Origin of the sequence: Methylobacterium sp. WL8, assembly GCF_008040045.1 — a bacterium.
Taxonomy (GTDB): Bacteria; Pseudomonadota; Alphaproteobacteria; order Rhizobiales; family Beijerinckiaceae; genus Methylobacterium; species Methylobacterium cerastii.
Genome location: NZ_VRVF01000003.1, coordinates 55,913 through 75,840, shown reverse-complemented (window position 1 = coordinate 75,840; position 19,928 = coordinate 55,913). Strand labels below are relative to the sequence as shown.

Here is a 19,928-nt window from a genome sequence, read left to right as displayed (position 1 = left end):
CACACCTCACCGAAACGCCGTAAGGGCGCCGCCGCGCGCCGAAGGCCGGCACGCGTTCTCGACCCGGCAAACGCGGGGCCTTTGCCGGGGGTTCCTGTGATGGCCGCCGCCGACCGCCCTCAGCGGCCGGTGACGAGCAGGATCTTGCCGAGGTGGGCGCTCGATTCCATCAGCTCGTGGGCCTTCTGCGCCTCCTCGAACGGGAAGGTCGCGTGGATCACCGGGCGGATGCGGCCGGCATCGAGCTCCGGCCACACGTCGCGGCGCAGACCGTCGGCGATGCCCGCCTTCTCGGCGCTCGGCCGCGGCCGAAGCGTCGCGCCGGTGAAGGTCAGCCGCTTGATCATGATCGGCGTGATGTTGAGGGTCTCGGCCTTGTTGCCGCCCATCAGCGCGATGAGCACGAGGCGCCCCTCGATCGCGAGCGAGGCGAGGTTCTTGGCGAGGTAGCTCGCGCCGATCATGTCGAGGATCACGTCGACGCCCTTGCCGTCGGTGAGGCGCTGGATCTCCTCGGCGAAGTCCGCCTCGCGGTAGTTGATCGCTGCGTCCGCACCGAGCTTTTCGCAGAAGGCGCACTTCTCGGCCGAGCCGGCGGTGGCGAACACGCGTGCGCCCATGTGCTTGGCGATCTGGATCGCGGTCGAGCCGATGCCGCTCGATCCGCCGTGGACCAGGAAGGTCTCGCCGGATGTGAGCCGGCCGCGCTGCACGACGTTGGAATAGACCGTGAAGAACGTCTCCGGGATGCCGCCGGCATCGACGAGCGACAGCGCCTTGGGCTTCGGCAGGCAATGGCCGGCCTCGGCGACGGCGAACTCGGCGTAGCCGCCGCTGATCACCAAGGCGCAGACCTCGTCGCCGAGCGACAGCCCGGACACGCCCTCGCCGAGGGCGGCGATGCGGCCGGCGACTTCCAGGCCCGGCACGGCGGTGGCGCCCTTCGGCGGCGGATACTTGCCGCCGCGCTGCATCACGTCGGGACGGTTGACGCCGGCCGACACCACCTCGATCAGCACCTGACCCGGACCGGCCTTCGGCAGCGGCACCGTCTCGGTGCCGATCACCTCGGGGCCGCCGAAGCCGTTGAAGCAGACCTGGCGCATGGTCTCGGGCAGCGTCGTCATCGGGCGGTCTCCTCCAAGGGGCTCGCCCCTAGTTGCCGCCATGCGCCCCGTTGGCAAGCCCGCCGGCTTCAGCGCGTGCCGTACATCCGGTCGCCGGCGTCGCCCAAGCCCGGCACGATGTAGCTGTGGTCGTTGAGGTGGCTGTCGATCGCTGCCGTCCAGATCGGCACGTCGGGATGGGCGGCCTGGAGCCGGGCGACGCCCTCGGGGGCGGCGAGCAGGCAGACGAAGCGCAGGTCCTGCGCGCCGCGCGCCTTCAGGCGCGTCAGTGCGGCGATGGCGGAGTTCGCGGTCGCCAGCATCGGGTCGAGCACCAGCACCGTGCGGTCGGCGAGGTCCGAGGGCGCCTTGAAGTAGTACTCGATCGCCTCCAGCGTCTCCGGGTCGCGATAAAGCCCGACATGGGCGACGCGGGCCGAGGGCAGCAGCGACAGCATGCCGTCGAGGAAGCCGACGCCGGCCCGCAGGATCGGGGCGAGCACCAGCTTCTTGCCCTGGATCTGCCGCCCCTCCATCACCTGGATCGGCGTCTCGATCGTAACCGGTTCCAGCGGCAGGTCGCGCGTCACCTCGTAGGCGAGCAGCATCCCGATCTCGTTGAGCAGGTTGCGGAAGCCCTGCGTCGAGCGGTTCTTGTCGCGCAGCAGCGTGAGCTTGTGCTGGACGAGGGGGTGTTCGACCACCGTGACCGTTGCCTGGCTCATCGTGTCCTCCCGTCGCACCCGCCTCCGCTTTGCCGAACGGCGCGCGCCGGCGCAACGCGAGGACGAAGAAAAAGGGCCTCCCGCTCGCGCGGAAGGCCCTCGATCCACCAACCCGGCGACGCCTCAGGCGTTGAAGGTCTTGCCCTCGCCGTCGGCCCGGCGCTTGGCCATGAAGGCGTCGAACTGGTCGCGGTCCTTGGCCCGCTTCAGCTCCTCGACGAACTCGGCGAAGGCGCGGCTCTCCTCCTGCAGGGCGCGGCGCTGGGCGTCGAGCCGGTCGAGCTCGGCCTTGCGGTACTCCTCGAAGGCCCAGTTGCCGGTGGCGCCGCGGCGGTTGGATGCGTCGAACGAACGGGCGAAGCGCGAAGCCCTGGCGGTGCCGCCCTCCCAGCCCGCGGCGCCGCGCTTGGCGTAGTCGCGCAGCTCCCCGAGCGCCGGATAGCCGGCGACCTTCCACGCCACGAGGGCGAGGCCGACGGGCCACCAGTAGATGAAGCTGACGACGATGGCGCCGATCTCGATCGAGCGGCGCGGGAACGGACCGCAACGGCTGACCTTGCCGCCCGTCCAGGGAGAGGAAGAGGATGTGCTCACGGTAAGGCTCCGCTGTTCATGTGAACAGCGTTAACATGCGGGTGCGTCAGATCGCTTTCAAGGGGCGGGCCCGGCGCCGGCCGATGGCTTTCCGGCGGCGGCACCGTGGACGAGGGCGAGGACGCCGGCGCGCAGCAATTCGTAGGTGTCGGGAATGCCCGGCCCCTTCGGCAGGTGGCCGGCGGCGGCGAGGGTCGCGAGCCCGTGCGACAGCGCCCAGACCTCCAGCGCGATGAAGCGCGGGGCGACCCCGCCGAACCCGTCCGGAAAGGTCGATTGCAGCGCTTCCACCAGCAGGTCGAACGGGCTCGGACGCGGGCCGGCTTCGTTCGGCACGTTGACGCCGCGGGTCTCGAAGATCGCCGCGTAGTAGCCGGGCTCCTCTTCGGCGAAGGCGAGGTAGGCTTCGCCCATCCGCGTGAATCGCTCCAAAGGGGTGCCGCGGGCGGTGAGCGCGCGCGCCAGCCGTTCGGCGAGCTCGGCGAAGCCGCGGCCGGCGAGTTCCTCGAGCAGCGCCTCGCGCCCACGGAAATGCCGGTAGAGCGCGGCCGGGGTGACGCCGACGAGGCGCGCCGCGTCGACCAGGGTGAAGCCGCCGATGCCGCGCTCGGCGATGAACCTGCGCGCCGCCTCGATCAGCGCCTCTTTCAGGTTGCCGTGGTGGTAGCCGCGTCGATCAGCGGGTCCGTCGCGCCAGGGTCGCACCGGGTACTCCTCACCTGCAGCCCCGGACACGGGCGCGCGACGTTTACGAGCGAACGTCGCGTTTGTTTCGGCGCAGGCGCGAGCTTACCAGAAAATGGGCGCGGCCCGACAGCGTTCGGTCTACCGGTAGACGATCCGTCGCCGGCTGAGGCTTGGTGGACACGGGTGATGCAACAGTGTTTCATCGCCTGCGCCGCAAAAAGGAAGGCGCCCGCGCCGCCACGCGACCGCAGGAAAAGATCCGGGGATTCGAGAGCATGGCCTTCGTCAGCCTGAAGGCGTGGCGCGCCCGCTCCGCCGAGCAGGTGCAGCTCGCCAAGCGCGTGAAAGCCGCCTGCACGGTGGCGCTGAGCCTCGGCGAAGGCGACGCGATCACCGTCAACGAGATCGCCTGCGCAGACCCCGGCTGCCCCGACATCGAGACCGTCGTGCTGGTGATGCGGGCCGGCGAGGCGACGCGGGCCATCCGCATCCGCGCGCCGATGGAGGCGGTCGGCGCGGCGGAGCTGCTGCAGCTCGCCGCGGACGAGCGGGCGCTGCGGGAAGCCGCGCCGTGACATCCCTAGCGCTGCCTCGGCCTCGCTCGCGACCGGGCGATCCGCGCCGCGCCGACCCGCTGCGCACTATAACTTGACCAGCCGCACCCCACGATTGTGACCGCGATCACAGACGCAGCGCGCGCGCGGCCCTATGACGTATTGGATAGGACGGTGTCACCAAGAGCACCGCTGCAACGAACAAGACCCCGAGGAGAACGCCATGCGCCGCCCGATCCGAGACTCCCTCTTCGCCGCCGCGATCCTCCTGCCCGCCTTCGCGTCGTCTGGCGCGGCGCTCGCGGCCGCCGGCGACGGCGAGGCCGAGCGCGCGGCCCGCTGGAAGGAGCTGCAGCAGCAGGTGTTCGGCGACCGCAAAGTCGAGGCGGGCAAGCTGGTGGCGATCGACATGCCGGTGCGCGCCGAAGACGCCGCCCTGGTTCCGGTGACGCTCACCGTCGCCGACAAGGACCAGGTGAAGGGCCTGTACCTGATCATCGACGACAACCCGGCGCCGCTCGCCGCCCACGTCGACTTCGGGCCCGCGGGCGACCCGGCGCAGCTCAAGATGCGCGTGCGGGTGAACACCTACTCCAACGTCCACGCGGTGGCCGAGACCCGGGACGGGCGCCTCGTGGCGTCGGAGATCTTCGTCAAGGCGTCCGGCGGCTGCTCGGCTCCCATGGGCATGACCGAAGCGGACGCGCTGAAGGGCATGGGCGACATGCGTATGAAGTTCGCCGACCCCGCCGCCGACAAGGTGGTGCAGGCGACGCTGATGATCCGCCACCCGAACTTCTCCGGCATGCAGATGAACCAGGTCTCGCGCGAGTATACGCCGGCGCGCTACCTCGACCGGATCAGCGTCAGCCAGGGCGCGCGGAACGTCTTCACGATGGAGGGCGACATCTCGATCTCGTCGAACCCGGTGATCGGCTTCGAGATGCGGCCCGAAGGCGCCGCGCCGGTCAAGGTGGCGGCCACGGATAGCCAGGGCGGCACGTTCGACCACACCTTCCCGGTGCCCGCCGCCAGCAACTGATCATCACGGATCTGCTTGGCCGCCCACGGCCAGGCCTTCGCCATCGGGAAACACCAGCCATGATCCGCCGTACGCTCCTGGCGCTCCTCGCCCTCGCGCCCTTGGCCCTCGAAGCTCTGACCGTCGCCACGGCGCAGGCCGGCGAGATGAAGCCCTACTCCCAGGAGGCGTTCGACGCCGCGCAAAAGGCCGGCAAGCCGATCCTCGTCGAGGTGAGCGCGCCCTGGTGCCCGATCTGCAAGACGCAGAAGCCGATCCTGGCCAAGCTCAGCACCGACCCGCGCTTCAAGGATCTGCAGATCTTCGACATCGACTTCGACAGCCAGAAGGACCTGCTTCGCAAGCTCGACGTCCGCACCCAAAGCACGCTGATCGCCTACAAGGGCAGCGTCGAGACCGGGCGCTCGGTCGGCGAGACCCAGCCCGAATGGATCGAGGGGCTAGTCGAGAAGACGCTTTGATCGGCTCGGGGGTTCGATGATCGTCAGCCTCGGCCTCGCGCTCCTCGCCGGCCTGCTCTCGACGCTCTCGCCCTGCGTCCTGCCCCTGCTGCCGCTGGTGCTCGGCGCGGCGGCCTCCGAGCACCGCTTCGGCCCGGCGGCGCTGGCGGGTGGGCTGGCGCTGTCGTTCGTGGCGATCGGCCTGTTCGTCGCGACGATCGGCTTCGGCCTCGGGCTCGACGGCGACGTGTTCCGCCGCGTCGCCGCGATCCTGTTGATCCTCGTCGGACTCGTATTGCTGGTCCCGATGGCGCAGACGCGCCTCGCGGTGGCCGCCGGCCCGGTGGCGAACTGGACCGAGACCCGCTTCGGCGGCTTCTCCACCACCGGCCTTTGGGGCCAGTTCGGCGTCGGGCTGCTGCTCGGCGCGGTCTGGAGCCCCTGCGTCGGCCCGACGCTCGGTGCCGCCTCGATCCTCGCCGCGCAGGGCCGCGACCTCTGGACGGTCGGGCTGACGATGCTGGTGTTCGGCCTCGGCGCGGCCCTGCCGCTCCTGGTCCTCGGCGCCCTGTCGCGATCCGTGCTGGTCGGCTGGCGCGACCGGCTGATGCGGGTCGGCAAGGGGATGAAGGCGGCGTTGGGCGCGATCCTCGTCGTCACCGGCCTCGTCATCGTGCTCGGCGCCGACAAGCGGATCGAGGCGGTGCTGGTCGACGCCGCGCCGGATTGGCTGAACGCGCTGACGACCCGCTACTGACGCGGCCGGCTTGCGCGTCAGCGCTTGAAGAACGCGTCCGCCGCGCCGAGCGCGTCCTGCTTCGCCGTCCGCGCGGCTTCGAGCCGCCGGATCTCGGCGTTCAGCAGCGCGATCCGGTGATCGATCTCGTCCACCGACAGGGTGTCGAGCGGCTGGCCGACCTCGTGGTGGACCGGGCGCTTCACCTGCTCGTCGTCGTCGCGCATCGAGAAGGTCCTCACAGGAGAGGCGTTCCGGCAACCGGCGGTAGGCCGAGATGGAGGGCGACCGCGGCGCCGATGTCGGCGAACGACGCCCGGCGTCCCAGCGCCCGCGGCGCGATGTCCGATCCGAAGGCCAGGACCGGCACCTGCTCACGGGTGTGCTCGGTGCCGTGCCAGGTCGGGTCGTTGCCGTGGTCGGCGGTGACGAGGCAGAGGTCGCCCGGGCGCAGCGCCGCGCGGATATCGGGGATGCGGGCGTCGAACGCTTCGAGCTCGGCGGCGTAGCCCGGCACATCGCGACGGTGGCCGTGCTCGCTGTCGAAGTCGACGAGGTTGGCGAAGACGAACCCGCCGTCGCGAAGGCGTCCGAGCGCGTCGATCGCGGCGTCGAGACAGGCGCCGTTACCGCCGGGCTTGACCTCGCGGCCGGTGGCGCGATGCGCGAAGATGTCGCCGATCTTGCCGACGCTGACCACGTCGCGGCCCGCAGTCGCGAGCCGGTCGAGCAGGGTGTCGCCGGGCGGGGCGACGGAGAAGTCTCGGCGGTTGCTCGTGCGGCGGAAGCCGGCTTCTCCCGTGCCGGTGAACGGTCGCGCGATCACGCGGCCGACGCGGTAGGCGTCGCACAACTGGCGCGCGGTCCGGCACAGCGCGTAGAGGCGCTCGAGGCCGAAGGCCTCCTCATGGGCCGCGATCTGGAAGACGCTGTCTGCGGAGGTGTAGCAGATCGGCTTGCCGGTCCGGAGGTGCTCGGCGCCGAGCGCGTCGATGATCGCGATGCCGGAGGCGTGGCTGTCGCCGAGGATGCCGGGCAGGTCGCCGAGGCGGATCAGGTCCCGGATCAAGGCCGCTGGGAAGGCCGGCCGCGTGTCGGGGAAGTACCCCCACGGCTCGCGCATCGCGAGGCCGGCGATCTCCCAATGGCCCGAGGGCGTGTCCTTGCCGGCGGCGGTCTCCACCGCATGGCCCCAGGCGCCGAGGATTTCCGCTGGCGGCGCGAGCCCCGGCGGCATCCGTCCCGACGCGCCCTCGCAGGCGAGCCCGAGCCCGAGGCCGGCCAGATGCGGCAGGCGCAACGGGCCGCTCCGCAGGCCGGCGCGGTCGGCGCGCCCCGCGGCGCAGGCCTCGGCGATGTGGCCGACCGTGTCGGAGCCCGCATCGCCGTAGCGCTCGGCATCCGGCGCACCGCCGATTCCGACGGAATCGAGCACGATGAGCAGCGCCCGCGCCATCGCCCTAGACCGGCTCGACGTCGGCGACGCTGTCGCTCTTCAGCGCGAAGGCCGCCGAGAACAGGGTGCGGGTGTAGTCGGTCCTGGGCCGGGAGAAGATCTCCTCGGCTGGGCCCTCCTCCACCACCACGCCGTTCTGCATGACCAGGACGTAGTTCGCGAGCGCGCGCACCACCTTCAGGTCGTGGCTGATGAACAGGTAGGCGAGGCCGCGCGCCCGCTGCAGGTCGCGCAGCAGCGTCACGATCTGCGCCTGCACCGAGCGGTCCAGCGCCGAGGTCGGCTCGTCGAGCACGACGAAGCGCGGCTCCAACACCATCGCGCGGGCGATGGCGATGCGCTGGCGCTGGCCGCCGGAGAACTCGTGCGGGTAGCGGTCCATCGCCGCCGGATCGAGCCCGACATCGGTGAGCGCCCGCGCGACGATGGCACGGTGCTCGCGCTTCGGCACGTCCTGCACCACCAAACCCTCGGCGACGATGTCGGCCACGGACATCCGCGGCGAGAGCGAGCCGTAGGGGTCCTGGAAGACCACCTGCATGTCCTTGCGCAGCGGCCGCATCGCCGCGACGCCGTAGCGCTCGATGTCCTGGCCGAGGAAGACGATCGGCCCCTCGCACGCGGTGAGCCGCAGCAGCGCGAGGCCGAGCGTCGTCTTGCCCGAGCCGGATTCGCCGACCACGCCCACGGTCTCGCCGGCGCGGACCCGCAGTGAGACGCCGTCGACGGCCTTGACGTAGCCGGCTTTGCGCCGGAGCCAGCCTTCCTTCAGGGGAAACCAGACCTTCAGCGGGCCGGCCTCGACCAGGGCCTCGGCGTCCGCCGCCACCGGGTTGCCGCGCCCCTCCGGCTCGGAGGCGATGAGGCGGCGGGTGTAGTCGTGCTGCGGGTTCGAGAACACTTCGGCGACCGGCCCGGCCTCGACGATCCGGCCTTTGAGCATCACGCAGACCCGCGCGGCGATGCGCTCGACGATGCCGAGGTCGTGGGTGATGAACAGCATCGCCATGCCGAGCCGCTTCTGCAGGTCGGCCAGCAGCGAGAGGATCTGCGCCTGCACGGTCACGTCGAGGGCGGTGGTCGGCTCGTCGGCGACGAGCAGGTCCGGCTCGCAGGCGAGCGCCATCGCGATCATCACCCGCTGGCGCTGGCCGCCGGAAAGCTCGTGCGGGTAGGCGCCCATGCGCCGCGCCGCGTCGCGCAGGCCCACGAGTTCCAGCAATTCGAGGATGCGCGCGCGCGCGGCCTTGCCCGAGAGGCCGCGGTGGAGCCCCAGCACCTCGCCGATCTGCCGCTCGATGCTGTGGAGCGGGTTCAGGGAGGTCATCGGCTCCTGGAACACCATGGTGATGTCGGCGCCGCGCACCTTGCGCATTTCGCGCTCGGGCAGCGCCAGCAGGTCGCGGCCCTTGAATACGATCCGCCCGCCCGGATGGTGGGCGGCCCCGTCCAGCAGCCGCAGGATCGAGAGCGCGGTCACCGACTTGCCCGAGCCGGATTCACCGACGAGCGCCACGGTCTCGCCCGGCAGGATCGTGAAGGACACGCCGTCGACGGCCCGGCTCTCGCCCTCGCGCGAGCGGAAGGCCACCGAGAGATCCTCGACGGAGAGCAGCGGCTCGGGCATCAATCGCGTTCGTTCCGGGACATGTCCCGTCTGTATAGCGCGGCGGCGGCCCGACGGCGAACCACGCGTGCGAACCGAACTCGGGTTGAACGAGGGGGCGGCATGTCGGCGGAGCGTTTCGCGGCGACGATCCAGGATGCGTTGGGCGGCCCCTCGGACCGGGTGGCCCTCGCCTTCGCGGGGACCGGCGCCCTGCCCTCGGCCTTTCCGGTGACCGATCTGGCGGCCGGCTCCATCGCCGCGGCGGGGCTGGCCATCGCCGACCTCGTCGGCACCGCGCCCGGCGTCACCGTCGATCGGCGCCTCGCCTCCCTGTGGTTCCGCACCTCGCTCCGCCCGATCGGGTGGGCGCTGCCGGCCCCGTGGGACCCGGTGGCGGGCGACTATTGCACCCGCGATGGCTGGATCCGGCTCCACACCAACGCTCCGCACCACCGCGCGGCGGCCGAGCGCGTGCTCGGCGCGCAATCCGACCGCGACGGCATGGCGCTCGCCGTCGCCGGCTGGGACAAGGCGGCGCTGGAGGCGGCGATCGTCGCGGAGGGCGGCTGCGCGGCGGAGATGCGCTCGATCGCAGCCTGGGCGGCGCATCCGCAGGGGGCGGCGGTGGCCGAAGAACCCCTCGTCGGCTTCGATCCCGCGGCGCCCGCCTCCACCGCCTGGAGGCCGAGGCCCGATCGGCCGCTCGCCGGCCTGCGGGTGCTCGACCTGACGCGGGTGCTCGCCGGCCCCGTCGCCACGCGATTCCTCGCCGGCTACGGCGCCGAGGTGCTGCGCGTCGACCCGCCGGACTGGAACGAGCCGGCCATCGAGCCGGACGTGACGCTCGGCAAGCGATGCGCCCGGCTCGACCTGCGCCGGGGCGCCGACCGCGCGGTGTTCGAGGCGATGCTCGCCGGCGCCGACCTCCTCCTGCACGGCTACCGGCCCGAAGCCCTCGACCGCCTCGGCTACGGCGCGGTCGCGCGCCGCGCCCTGGCGCCCGGCCTGATCGACGTGCGCCTCGACGCCTACGGCTGGACCGGCCCCTGGGCCGGCCGACGCGGCTTCGACAGCCTCGTGCAGATGAGCTGCGGCATCGCCGAGGCCGGCCAGGCCTGGCGCGGGGCCGACCGGCCGGTGCCGCTCCCGGTCCAGGCCCTCGACCACGCCACCGGCTACCTCCTCGCGGCGGCCGCGATCCGCCTCGTCGCGCGGCGCCTGCAGGACGGGGTCGCGGGCGGCGCGCGGTTGTCCCTGGCCCGCACGGCGCAGCTGCTCCTCGACACCGAGCCGACGGCGTCGGCAGGGGAACTCGCACCGGAATCCGACGGCGATTTCTCCGCCGCCGTCGAGGCGACGGCGTGGGGGCCGGCGCATCGCTTGCGGCCGCCCCTGGCGATCGACGGCGCGCCGATGGCCTGGCCGCTCCCGGCGCGGCGCCTCGGCACGGATCGCCCCGCCTGGGTGTGACCGCGTGGATTGATCGCCGGTCGCGGGATGCTAGATCGGAGCGGGTGACACGGGGCGGTCGCACGCCGACCGCCGCCAAAGGGCTCGATCGCGAGGCATGACGGTTTCCGCTCGAGCGTCCACGTCGTCACCGAAAGATACGCGTTCGCGCCCCGTCCCGCCTCCCTCTGCAGAATCGCGCATTCCCCCGTCTCATCGGAGCCGAGTGCGATCGTCCCCGATCGTCCCCTCCCCGTCATCCCGGGGCGCCGAAGGCGAGCCCAGGATCCAGAACCGCAGGTCGTGCTCGGTTCTGCGCTGTCGGCGGCTCTGGATCCCGGGCTCTGCTGCGCAGACACGGGATGACGGAGAGGGTGTGACGACTGGGTGTGCGAGGCTTGTGAGCCCGCTCGCCTCACCTACAGATGGGACAAGGAAGGCGCTGGCGCTTTCCGCACTCGCCGTCCTCCTCCTGGCCACGCCCGCGCACGCCCTCCCCTCCGACGGGGCGACCGAGACCGTCGAGCAGGCGTTGTGCCGGCTGATCGAGGGGGCGGCGCGGGCGCGAGACCTGCCGGTGCCGTTCCTGACGCGGCTGATCTGGCGCGAGAGCGCGTTCCGCGTCGGCGTGGTCAGCCCGGTCGGCGCGCAAGGCGTCGCCCAGTTCATGCCCGGCACGGCCCGCGAGCGCGGGCTCGTCGACCCGTTCGACCCCGAGCAGGCGATCCCGCACGCCGCCCACCTGCTCGCCGACCTGAAGCGGCAATTCGGCAACCTCGGCCTGGCGGCGGCCGCCTACAACGGCGGCCCGGGGCGGGTGACGAACTGGCTCGCCGGCAGCGGCGGCCTGCCCACCGAGACCCGCGCCTACGTGCTCGCGATCACCGGCGCTCCCCCCGAGGATTGGCGCGGGGGCGCCGCGCGGATCGAGATGGGGCCGCCGGAAGGCGGCGAGACCACGGGCGGCGCGGCCAAACTTGCGGAAACCAAGCCCGCGGAGACCAAGGCGCGGGAGGCCGCGAAGGCCGATCCTGCGCCCGAGCCGCAGACCTGCCTCCAGGTCACGGCGAGCCTGCGCATCCCGTCGCGCGGCGATCGCTTCGCCATCGGTGCCAACGAGGGGCCGGCCGCCCCGTGGGGCATCCAGCTCGCCGGCAACTTCTCGAAGTCCCTGGCGCTGGCGACCTTCTCCCGCGCGCGCGCCACCTACGCCAAGGTGATCGGCGAGGTCCGCCCGATGATCATCGGTACGCGCCTGCGCAACCGCGGCACCCGCGCGTTCTACCGCATCCGCATCCCGGCCGAGAGCCGGCAGGCGGCCGACGGCCTGTGCGGCCGCATCCGCAGCGTCGGCGGCGCCTGCATCGTGCTGCGCACCTGACGCACGAACGAAGTTCGGCGCGATCCGGTCATGAATCCGCCCCGAGCCGCGCGCCATCTGGCGTTCGCGGCCCAATCGGACATCGAATGACACGAATCTTCACGGCTCTCGCCAGCCTGGCATGCCTCGCGCTCGCGGCGATCGGCATCGCCGCCTGCTCCCCCCTCGCCCTGTTCGACGCGATCGGCCCGCGCGATGCCGGCGGACGGCAGGTGCTGCGCGACGAGCCCTTCGGCGAGGGCCCGCGCCGGAGGCTCGACGTCTACGTCCCGGTCAACGCCCCCGAGAACGCGCCGGTGCTGGTGTTCTTCTACGGCGGATCCTGGCAGAGCGGCTCGAAGGCGGATTACGCCTTCGTAGGCCAAGCGCTGGCCGCCCAGGGCTTCGTCACCGTGCTGCCGGACTACCGGCTCTACCCGGAGGCGCCCTTCCCCGGCTTCCTCGAGGACGGCGCCGCGGCCATCGCCTGGGTGCGCGACAACATCGCGGCCTATGGCGGCGACCCGCGCCGGATCGTGCTGGCCGGGCATTCGGCCGGCGCCTACAACGCCCTGATGCTCGGCCTCGACACGCGCTACCTCAAGGCGGCCGGCGTCGACCCGAAGGTGATCCGCGCGGTCGCGGGCCTGTCCGGCCCCTACGATTTCCTGCCCTTCGACCAGGACACCACCCGCAAGGTGTTCGGCCAGGCGCCCGATCCGCGCGCGACCCAGCCGGTGGCCTTCGTCGGGCCGAGCGCGCCGCCGGCCTTCCTCGCCACCGGCGCCGACGACACCCTCGTGCGCCCACGCAACACGCAGAGCCTCGCCGCGAAGCTGCGCGACGCCCGCGTGCCGGTGCAGGAGCGCGTCTATCCGGGCCTCGACCACGCCGACACGCTGCTCGCGCTCTCGGTGACCTTCCGCTCGAAGGCCCCGGAGCTCGCGGAGATGGCCGCCTTCCTCAAGACCCAGGCGGCGAGCCGGCAGTCCATGACGATCGGGCGGCGCTGAGCGGCGACCGCGCGTCAAGGTTATCGCGAAGTCGCGCGGTGGTTCGGGCTGGTTCTCGGTGACCGCCGGGCCGGTTCCGGGCTACGCTGGCTTGGTCAACCGACGAAACGCTCGGACGGAATGCTCGCTTGTCTTCTGCTCCAGGGATCGCAACGCGGATCGGACGGGTCGAGTCTTCCGCGGTTCCAGCCGCGGGCGACCTTCCGGACTGGATGCGCGTGCTCCTGAATGGGACGGTGCTGGTCGTGCTGTGGAACCACCTCTGGTTCCACGATCTCGCCAACCGCTCGACGCTCGCGGCCTCCGAGGACGGCAGCGGGCTCACGCAGGTGATCTTCCTCGGCCTGGGGGCGGCGATGGCGGCGGCCCTCTGGCGGCTCGGGCCGGCGCGGCTGCGACCGCTGGCGACCTGGCCGCTGCTGCTCTGCGCAGGCTGGCTCGGGACCACCGTGCTGCTGTCGATCGAGCCGTCGCTGTCGATCCGACGCGCCGTGCTCATGGCGATCGCCCTGATGCTGTCGGCCGGCGTGCTGATCGTCGCGCGCTCCCCGCGCCAGTTCGCGATGACGCTCGCCGGCAGCGCCCTCGTCATCCTCGTCGCGTCCTACCTCGCCGTGGCGCTCGTGCCCGACCTCGCGATTCACTCGTCCTTCGACCTGAACTCCGATCCGAGCCATCCCGGGCTGTGGCGGGGCATCTTCCCGCACAAGAACGAGGCGGGGGCGGCGATGGTGATCCTGATCATCTGCGGCCTCTACGTGCGGGCGACCGCGAGCCGGTTCCTCGGCTGGGCCATCGTCCTGCTCGCGGTCGGGTTCCTGGTGGCGTCCGGCTCGAAGACCGCCCTGCTGGTGACGCCGGTGATCCTCGCCGTCACCGCCCTATGCCAGGTGTTTCGCGGAAACCTCGCCCGGACGTCGCTGCTGCTCGGCCCCGTCGTCGCCTTCTCCGTCGTGTCGATCGGCTCCGTCGTGGTGCCGGCGATCCAGGAGAAGCTCGGTGCGTTGATGACCGACGCGACCTTCACCGGGCGCAACGAGATCTGGGAATTCGCGATCGACAACATCTTCATCCGGCCGTTCCGAGGCTGGGGCTACGGCGCGTTCTGGATGACGGAGCGGACGATGTACGCCGGGTCGGAGCAGCTGACCTGGGTCAACACCGCCAACCACGCGCACAACGCCTACCTCGACACCGCGCTGACGATGGGGTTCCCCGGCCTCGCCTTCACGCTCGTCGCCTTCATGCTGATGCCGCTGCGCGACCTGCAGGCGACGGCGGGCGGGCGCGACCTCGACCCGACGACGCTGCTGTTCGTCCGCCTGTGGTTCCTCGGCCTCGTCTCGGCGTCCTTCGAGACCGTGCTGTACAACGGCAACAACGCCACCTGCTGCATGTTCATGATGGCGGTGTTCGGCCTGCGCCTGCGCACCGCCTACCGCCCGGCCGCCTGACCGGGCCTCAGGCCACGCCCGGCTCCGGCGGCACCGGCCTCGGCTTCCGCTCGGAATCGATCGCGACGAAGGTGAACAGCGCCTGCGTCACCCGCATCGTTGCCTCGCTCTCGCGCTCGCGGCGCCAGACCTCGACCTGGATGCGGATCGACGTGCGGCCGACCCCGAGGATCCAGGCGTAGAGGCTGACCTCGTCGCCGACGAAGACCGGATGGTGGAAGGTCATCGCCTCGACCGAGATCGTGGCGCAGCGCCCGCGCGACCGGCGGGCGGCGACGTTGCCGGCGGCGAGGTCCATCTGCGCCATCAGCCAGCCGCCGAAGATGTCCCCGGCCGGGTTCGTATCCGACGGCATCGCGATCGTGCGGATCACCGGCGGTCCGCGGTCGGAGGGCTGCTGCGTCGGCGATGGGGCCGGCGCGCCGTTCGCGGTGTCGTGGGCCGGCATCGGGTCGAGCTCCCGCTGCGAATCGGAAGCCGCGGCGTCGCTTGAGCCTGACACAGGCCCGATCGGGACAAAACGCTCGCGCGATGCAGGCGGCGACAGGGGGCGCCCGACGTCCTATGTTGCGGGCATGATCGATTTCCAGACCGTCGGCGACCTCTGCAGCTCACGTCACATCGCCGAGGACGAGGTCGACGCAGCCGTCGCCGCCTACCTCGCCGACCCGCTGCCGCCGATCTTCGTGTTCCGGCAGGGCTACCGGCTGAACCTGATGAAGGCGGTGCGCAACCACCAGGGCGCGCGGGTCTTCATGGAGCGCGAGGACGTCGGCATCGCGCTCAAGCGTCCGTTCGTCCGCGCGGCGATCCTGCAGGCGCGGCCGAAGGGCTGAGCTCCTAATCGGGCAGCGCGAACACCACCAGCGCATCGCCGGTGCCGAAGCCGGAGGCCTTGGTGTAGGACGAGCCGCCGGCGGCGACGGCGACGTACTGCTTCCCATCGAGGCTGTAGGTGATCGCCGGGCCGCTGATGCCGGCCCCGCACTGGAAGCGCCACAGGATCGCGCCGGTACCGACATCGTGCGCATCGAGATGCCCGTCCTCCTCGCCGGAGAAGACGAGCCCGCCGGCCGTCGCCAGCGTGCCGCCCGCGAGCCGGCTCGCAGACTTCACCGACCACGCGATGCCGCCGCCCTTGGCGAGGTCGACGGCCGTGAGCGTGCTGAAGCTCGGTTCGCCCTTCGCCTCGCCGGTCTCGGTGTAGCGGATCTCCGGCCGGCCGGGGCCGCCGGGCACGGTCTTGACGGTGTAGGTCGTCGCCCCGTGCCGGACCTGGGCGTAGGCGAGGCCGCTTCCCGCATCGTAGGCGGTGGGCGGCCATGAGACGGCGCCGAGCGGCCCCGGCGCCACGACGGTGCCCTCCGCGGTCGGGGGCGCGAACAGGTTCTTCTGCGCGATGAGGGGCGCGGAGCGCTCGATTAGCCGGCCGGTGGCGCGGTCGTGGACGTAGATCCAGCCGGTCTTGCTCGCGGAGGCGACCGCCTTCACGGCGCCGTCCTTGCCCGGCAGGTCGAGCAGGAAGGGCGGGCTCGCCACGTCGTAGCCCCACTCGTCGTGCGGCACCTGCTGGTAGTACCAGCGCAGGCTTCCTGTCTTCACGTCGAGCGCCACGAGGCTCATCGTGTAGAGGTTGTCGCCCGGCCGCGAGAGGCCGAAGTTCTGCGGCGCCGGGTTGCCGGTGCCGAGGTAGATCAGGCCGAGTTCCGGGTCGAAGGCCGGGGTCATCCAGAGCGAGCCGCCGCCGACCCGCCAGGCCTCGCGGTTGGCCGGCGCCGCGGCCTTCTCGGCGGCGACGTCGCGATGGAGCGGGACGCCGTCGGCGGTGGTCTCGACGAAGTCGCCCTCCCAGCCGTCGGCCTTGGTGACGTACCAGCGCCAGCGCTCCGCGCCGGTCTTGGCATCGTAGGCGGCGAGCCACCCGCGGCGGCCGTAGCCGCCCTCGATGCCCACCACGGAGCCGCCGTCGAGGCCGCCCTTCTCGTCCTCGACGTGGAGCCCGTAGCCGGCGCCGCTGACGCCGACGATGACGAGCCCGTCGGCCACCAGCGGCGGCATCTTGAAGCCGAGCCGGCTCGAACCCTGCACCGGCTTGCCGCCGAGCTGCTGCGCGAGGCCCGAGGCGGTCTCGGACTCGCCCTCCTCCGGCCGCACCGCCTCGTGGTCCCACACGACCTTGCCGGTCTTGGCGTCGAGCGCGATCACCCGCCCGTCCATCGTCGCCTGGAACACGAGGCCACCGGAAACCGCGACGCCGCGGTTCGAGGGCGGCCCGAAGATCTTCTCGGTGCGCGCCTTGTGCGTGTAGGTCCACAGCACCCGGCCGGACTTGGCATCGAGCGCGGCGACGTTGTTCTGCGTGGTCGAGAGGTAGAGCGTGCCGTCGACCATCACCGGCTGAGCCTGGAAGTAGCCGGTGATGCCGGTCTGGAACATCCAGGCCGGGCGGAGCCGTGCGACGTTCGACCGGTCGATCGATGACAGCGCGGAGAAATTCCGGTTGGTGTGATCGTACCCGAACATCGGCCACTCGCCCGAAGGTTCGGCCGCCCGCGCAGGCAGGGCGAGCGCCAGGAGCGCCAGGGCTGCGGACGTCAGTTTCGATGAACGCGGCACGCTCGGGCTCCTCCAGCTCGACACTTCCGGTCGAGGCTTCTGCTCGTTGGTGCAACCGGTAGGGCATGTCCCGGAGGGTGTCGAACCGGGCGATCGTGGCCGACGCGGCTCAGTGTCCGGCGGGCGCCTCGCCGCCGCGCTCGACCCGCTTCAGGATCATCGCCAGCGGGACGGCCGAGGCCGAGACGAGGCAGAGCGCCCAGAACACGTCGATGTAGGCGAAGAAGGCGGTCTGCGTCGCGAGTTGCTGCCCGATCCAGGCGGTGGCCTGTCCCTGCGCGTCGACGCCGGGGGTGCCGTGGACCGTGAAGTACTGCGTCACCTGCCGCATGGTCTCCTGGTAGGCCGGGCTCGTGGTCGTGACGCTCTCCGACAGCCGGCTCTGATGAAACTGGCTGCGGTAGGCGAGGATGTTCTGCGCCAGCGACACGCCCATCGACCCGCCGACGTTGCGGGCGACGTTGATCAAGGCCGAAGCCTGGTCGGTCTGCGACTTGTCGATGCCTTCGTAGGACGCCGCGGTGATCGAGATGAAGATCATCGGCAGGCCGATGCCGATGTAGATCCGCGACCAGGCGAAGAACCAGAACGTCGAGTCGCCGTAGATCCGCGTCAGGTCGTACATCGCCAGCGCGACGATGGCCGCGCCGGTGGCGATCAGCCATTTCGGTTGGAAGTAGCCGGAGACCTGCCCGATCACCAGCATCATCGCCACGGTGACGAGGCCGCCGGGCGCCAGCACGAGGCCCGAGATCGTGGCGGTGTAGCCGTAATAATCCTGCGTGATCTGCGGGATGAACTGCGTCGTCGCGATCAGGATCGCGCCGGTGGCGAGCATGACGAGGAAGCACGAGCCGAACTGGCGCTTGCCCAAGAGCCGCAGGTCCACGGCCGGGTTCTTCGCCGTCAGGAGCCACGGGATCATCGCGACGAACGAGATCACGGCGAGGACGGCGAAGACCTGGATCAGCGGCGAGCCGAACCAATCCTTGCGCTGGCCCTCGTCGAGGCAGACCTCCAGCGAACCGAGGAAGGTCGCAACCAGGAGGAAGCCGACGAGATCGAAGCGCACGCCCTTCTTGCGAAGGGCCTTGCGCTCCTTCACCGCGGATTCGGAATCCTCCAGCAGCCACCACATCAGCGCCAGCGCGATCACGCCGACGGGTCCGTTGATCAGGAAGCACCAGTGCCAGGAGACGTTGTCGGACAGCCAGCCGCCGAGCGTCGGCCCCACCACCGGCGCGACGACGATGGCGAGCCCGTAGAGCGCGAACGCCTGTCCGCGCTTCGCCGGGGGAAACGAGTCGGCCAGGATCGATTGCGCCAGCGGCGCCATCCCGCCGCCGCCGAGCCCCTGGATGACGCGGAAGAGCAGGAGCGAGTTCAGGTCCCAGGCGAAGCCGCAGGCTAGGGAGGCGACGGTGAACAGCGCGACGCTGGCGATGAAGAACGCCTTGCGGCCGTAGCGCTTGGCCAGGAAGCTCGATGCGGTGAGCGCGATCGCGTTGGCGACCAGGTAGCTCGTGACCACCCACGCCGCCTCGTCCGGCCCGACCGCGAGGCCGCCGGAGATGTAGCGGAGCGCGACGTTGGCGATGGTGGTGTCGAGCACCTCCATGAAGGTGGCCAGCGCCACGACCAGCGCCACCGACCAGGGGCTGTGGCCGCCCGCGGTGCGCGGCAATCCGCCGGACTTCGCCTTCGCGGCGCCACCGGATTTACCGCCCGCCTTGCGCGAACCGCCGTTCGCCGCGGCGGCGTCGGCGCTCATCGCACCCGCACCGTCGGCACGATCGACATGCCCGGGCCGATCGACACGTCTTGTGGCCACTCGTCGACGACGATCTTCACCGGCACGCGCTGCACCACCTTCACGTAGTTGCCGGTGGCGTTCTGCGCCGGCAGGAGGCTGAAGGCGGTGCCGGAGCCCGGCTGCACCGAGGCGACCTTGCCGCTGATCCTGCGGTCCGGATACGCGTCGATCTCGATCCGCACTGACTGGCCGGGGCGCATGTCGGTGATCTGCGTCTCCTTGTAGTTGGCGACGACCCACTTCTCGTCGGGCACGAACATCGCCAGCGACTGGCCGGCTTGGGCGTATTGCCCGACCGCGCCGGTGAGCTGGACGACACGGCCCGGCTGTGCCGCCGTCACCGTCGTGTAGCCGAGGTTGAGCACGGCCTGCGCCGCCTGCGCCTCGGCGTTGGCGAGGCTCGCCTCGGCCGACGCCCGCTGCGCTTGAAGCGAGCCGATCTGCTTCTGCGCCTGCGTGACGCTGGCATTCGCACTCGTGAGAGACGCCTGCCGCTGCTCGAGGGTCGAGGTCGAGGATTGCGATTGCTGGACGGTGCCGGCGCCGCGGCTCGCGAGATCCTTGTAGCGGGCCGCGTCCGCCTTCGCGAAGTCGAGCGCCGCCTGGTTCTGCGTCACCTGCGCCTTGGCGACCTCGACCTGCGCCTTCTGCGCTTCCACCTGCGCGTCGACGTTCTGGATCGAGGCCTTCGCCGACGCGATCTGCGCCTGCGCCTGCTCCAGGGCGACCTGGTAGTCGCGCCGGTCGATCTGGAACAGCGTCGCCCCGGTCTCGACGTGCTGGTTGTCGGTCACCGCGACGGCGACGACGTAGCCTGACACCTTCGGGGCGACCGAGAATTGGCGCGCGTCGACGAACGCGTCGTCGGTGGATTCGTAAGGATGCAAGTAGATCTGCCAGTAGAAGAACCCGGCCACCCCGAGCAGCACGATCGCGATGCCGCCGAGGACGAACCACCACGGATGACGCTTGAGGATGCCCGGGCGGTTTTCTTCGTCCTCGTCGTCCGAATCGTCCTCCTGTTCGGAGCCGGCCTTCGCTTTGTCCTGCGCCTCGTCGTCGACCGGGGCGTCGTCCTCCGGCGGCTTGAGGTCGATGATGTCGCGGCGCTCGGGCAGGGCGCGGTCTTCGAGCGGGCGCGTCGGCTGATCCAGGGCCGTCGCCTGGCGCTGTTCGTCTAGCATCGGATAAGATAACCGCCCACGCGCGTCCCGCCACCCGTGAGTGGCCGGAGCGATCGAACACCCGCCTCGCGGACTCAAAAGCCGGCGCGG

Annotated in this window: 20 protein-coding genes; 9 read left to right on the top strand and 11 right to left on the bottom strand. The window is 71.3% G+C overall.

The features are described from left to right. Nucleotides 1–119: 119 nt before the first annotated feature. The 4 genes from FV234_RS01955 to FV234_RS01940 all read right to left on the bottom strand — a co-directional run bounded on the left by FV234_RS01955 (nucleotide 120) and on the right by FV234_RS01940 (nucleotide 3,130). Nucleotides 120–1,127, bottom strand: coding sequence for an NAD(P)H-quinone oxidoreductase (locus tag FV234_RS01955; RefSeq protein ID WP_147763944.1), 1,008 nt, complete (start codon nucleotides 1,125–1,127; stop codon nucleotides 120–122). A gap of 68 nt (nucleotides 1,128–1,195) precedes the next feature. Continuing rightward, the gene (gene upp / locus FV234_RS01950) at nucleotides 1,196–1,831 is read right to left on the bottom strand and encodes a uracil phosphoribosyltransferase (protein ID WP_147752267.1); all 636 of its coding nucleotides are present in this window, start codon (nucleotides 1,829–1,831) and stop codon (nucleotides 1,196–1,198) included. A 123-nt stretch (nucleotides 1,832–1,954) separates the two neighbouring features. Beyond that, a complete protein-coding gene (locus FV234_RS01945; RefSeq protein ID WP_147763943.1) occupies nucleotides 1,955–2,425 on the bottom strand; it encodes a DUF2852 domain-containing protein in 471 nt (156 codons plus the stop codon). 57 nt (nucleotides 2,426–2,482) lie between these two features. Beyond that, nucleotides 2,483–3,130 (bottom strand): TetR/AcrR family transcriptional regulator, encoded by a 648-nt coding sequence (locus FV234_RS01940; protein ID WP_147827937.1) that lies wholly within the window; start codon nucleotides 3,128–3,130, stop codon nucleotides 2,483–2,485. Between the two features lie 257 nt (nucleotides 3,131–3,387). On the opposite strand from FV234_RS01940, the gene FV234_RS01935 reads away from it, so the two are divergent. The 4 genes from FV234_RS01935 (at nucleotide 3,388) to FV234_RS01920 (ending at nucleotide 5,905) form a co-directional block, all read left to right on the top strand. Further along, nucleotides 3,388–3,687 (top strand): hypothetical protein, encoded by a 300-nt coding sequence (locus FV234_RS01935; RefSeq protein ID WP_147763941.1) that lies wholly within the window; start codon nucleotides 3,388–3,390, stop codon nucleotides 3,685–3,687. Nucleotides 3,688–3,889: 202 nt separating this feature from the next. Next, nucleotides 3,890–4,708: a quinoprotein dehydrogenase-associated SoxYZ-like carrier gene (locus FV234_RS01930; RefSeq protein WP_187273550.1), complete on the top strand. Its 819-nt coding sequence runs from the start codon at nucleotides 3,890–3,892 to the stop codon at nucleotides 4,706–4,708. A gap of 59 nt (nucleotides 4,709–4,767) precedes the next feature. Next, nucleotides 4,768–5,169, top strand: coding sequence for a thioredoxin family protein (locus tag FV234_RS01925; RefSeq protein WP_147763940.1), 402 nt, complete (start codon nucleotides 4,768–4,770; stop codon nucleotides 5,167–5,169). A 16-nt stretch (nucleotides 5,170–5,185) separates the two neighbouring features. Beyond that, the gene (locus FV234_RS01920; RefSeq protein ID WP_147763939.1) at nucleotides 5,186–5,905 is read left to right on the top strand and encodes a cytochrome c biogenesis protein CcdA; all 720 of its coding nucleotides are present in this window, start codon (nucleotides 5,186–5,188) and stop codon (nucleotides 5,903–5,905) included. A 17-nt stretch (nucleotides 5,906–5,922) separates the two neighbouring features. Here the strand turns inward: FV234_RS01920 and FV234_RS01915 are convergent, their stop codons facing one another. From FV234_RS01915 to FV234_RS01905, 3 genes are read right to left on the bottom strand one after another with little or no spacing between them, the layout of a single operon-like run. Further along, nucleotides 5,923–6,111, bottom strand: a complete 189-nt coding sequence (locus tag FV234_RS01915; protein ID WP_147763938.1) for a DUF1192 domain-containing protein — start codon at nucleotides 6,109–6,111, stop codon at nucleotides 5,923–5,925. An 11-nt stretch (nucleotides 6,112–6,122) separates the two neighbouring features. Further along, nucleotides 6,123–7,340: a phosphopentomutase gene (locus FV234_RS01910; RefSeq protein ID WP_147763937.1), complete on the bottom strand. Its 1,218-nt coding sequence runs from the start codon at nucleotides 7,338–7,340 to the stop codon at nucleotides 6,123–6,125. 4 nt (nucleotides 7,341–7,344) lie between these two features. Further along, the gene (locus FV234_RS01905) at nucleotides 7,345–8,967 is read right to left on the bottom strand and encodes an ABC transporter ATP-binding protein (RefSeq protein ID WP_147763936.1); all 1,623 of its coding nucleotides are present in this window, start codon (nucleotides 8,965–8,967) and stop codon (nucleotides 7,345–7,347) included. A 102-nt stretch (nucleotides 8,968–9,069) separates the two neighbouring features. Here FV234_RS01905 and FV234_RS26890 point away from each other — a divergent pair, with 102 nt between their 5' ends. The 4 genes from FV234_RS26890 to FV234_RS01885 all read left to right on the top strand — a co-directional run bounded on the left by FV234_RS26890 (nucleotide 9,070) and on the right by FV234_RS01885 (nucleotide 14,225). Continuing rightward, nucleotides 9,070–10,419 carry a CoA transferase gene (locus tag FV234_RS26890; protein ID WP_147827936.1) on the top strand — a complete coding sequence of 450 codons (1,350 nt, stop codon included), beginning with the start codon at nucleotides 9,070–9,072 and terminating at the stop codon, nucleotides 10,417–10,419. A 421-nt stretch (nucleotides 10,420–10,840) separates the two neighbouring features. Further along, on the top strand, nucleotides 10,841–11,779 hold the full coding sequence (locus FV234_RS01895; protein WP_238272558.1) for a lytic transglycosylase domain-containing protein: 939 nt from the start codon (nucleotides 10,841–10,843) through the stop codon (nucleotides 11,777–11,779). Between the two features lie 86 nt (nucleotides 11,780–11,865). Next, the gene (locus FV234_RS01890; RefSeq protein WP_147752256.1) at nucleotides 11,866–12,771 is read left to right on the top strand and encodes an alpha/beta hydrolase; all 906 of its coding nucleotides are present in this window, start codon (nucleotides 11,866–11,868) and stop codon (nucleotides 12,769–12,771) included. Between the two features lie 212 nt (nucleotides 12,772–12,983). Beyond that, complete coding sequence (locus FV234_RS01885; RefSeq protein WP_147827935.1) at nucleotides 12,984–14,225, top strand: O-antigen ligase; 1,242 nt, start codon at nucleotides 12,984–12,986, stop codon at nucleotides 14,223–14,225. A 7-nt stretch (nucleotides 14,226–14,232) separates the two neighbouring features. On the opposite strand, the gene FV234_RS01880 is transcribed toward FV234_RS01885, so the two are convergent. After that, nucleotides 14,233–14,580, bottom strand: a complete 348-nt coding sequence (locus FV234_RS01880; protein WP_238272557.1) for an acyl-CoA thioesterase — start codon at nucleotides 14,578–14,580, stop codon at nucleotides 14,233–14,235. A 220-nt stretch (nucleotides 14,581–14,800) separates the two neighbouring features. On the opposite strand from FV234_RS01880, the gene FV234_RS01875 reads away from it, so the two are divergent. Next, entirely contained in the window at nucleotides 14,801–15,061 is a 261-nt protein-coding gene (locus FV234_RS01875; protein ID WP_147752253.1) for a hypothetical protein, read from the top strand. 4 nt (nucleotides 15,062–15,065) lie between these two features. Here FV234_RS01875 and FV234_RS01870 read toward each other — a convergent pair whose 3' ends face one another. The 3 genes from FV234_RS01870 to FV234_RS01860 form a co-directional block, all read right to left on the bottom strand. Beyond that, nucleotides 15,066–16,808 (bottom strand): PQQ-binding-like beta-propeller repeat protein, encoded by a 1,743-nt coding sequence (locus tag FV234_RS01870; RefSeq protein WP_246686104.1) that lies wholly within the window; start codon nucleotides 16,806–16,808, stop codon nucleotides 15,066–15,068. 142 nt (nucleotides 16,809–16,950) lie between these two features. Continuing rightward, nucleotides 16,951–18,612, bottom strand: coding sequence for a DHA2 family efflux MFS transporter permease subunit (locus FV234_RS01865; RefSeq protein WP_147763931.1), 1,662 nt, complete (start codon nucleotides 18,610–18,612; stop codon nucleotides 16,951–16,953). After that, nucleotides 18,609–19,838 carry an HlyD family secretion protein gene (locus FV234_RS01860; protein ID WP_147827934.1) on the bottom strand — a complete coding sequence of 410 codons (1,230 nt, stop codon included), beginning with the start codon at nucleotides 19,836–19,838 and terminating at the stop codon, nucleotides 18,609–18,611. The genes FV234_RS01865 and FV234_RS01860 overlap by 4 nt, the downstream gene beginning before the upstream one ends. Between the last annotated feature and the right edge of the window lie 90 nt (nucleotides 19,839–19,928).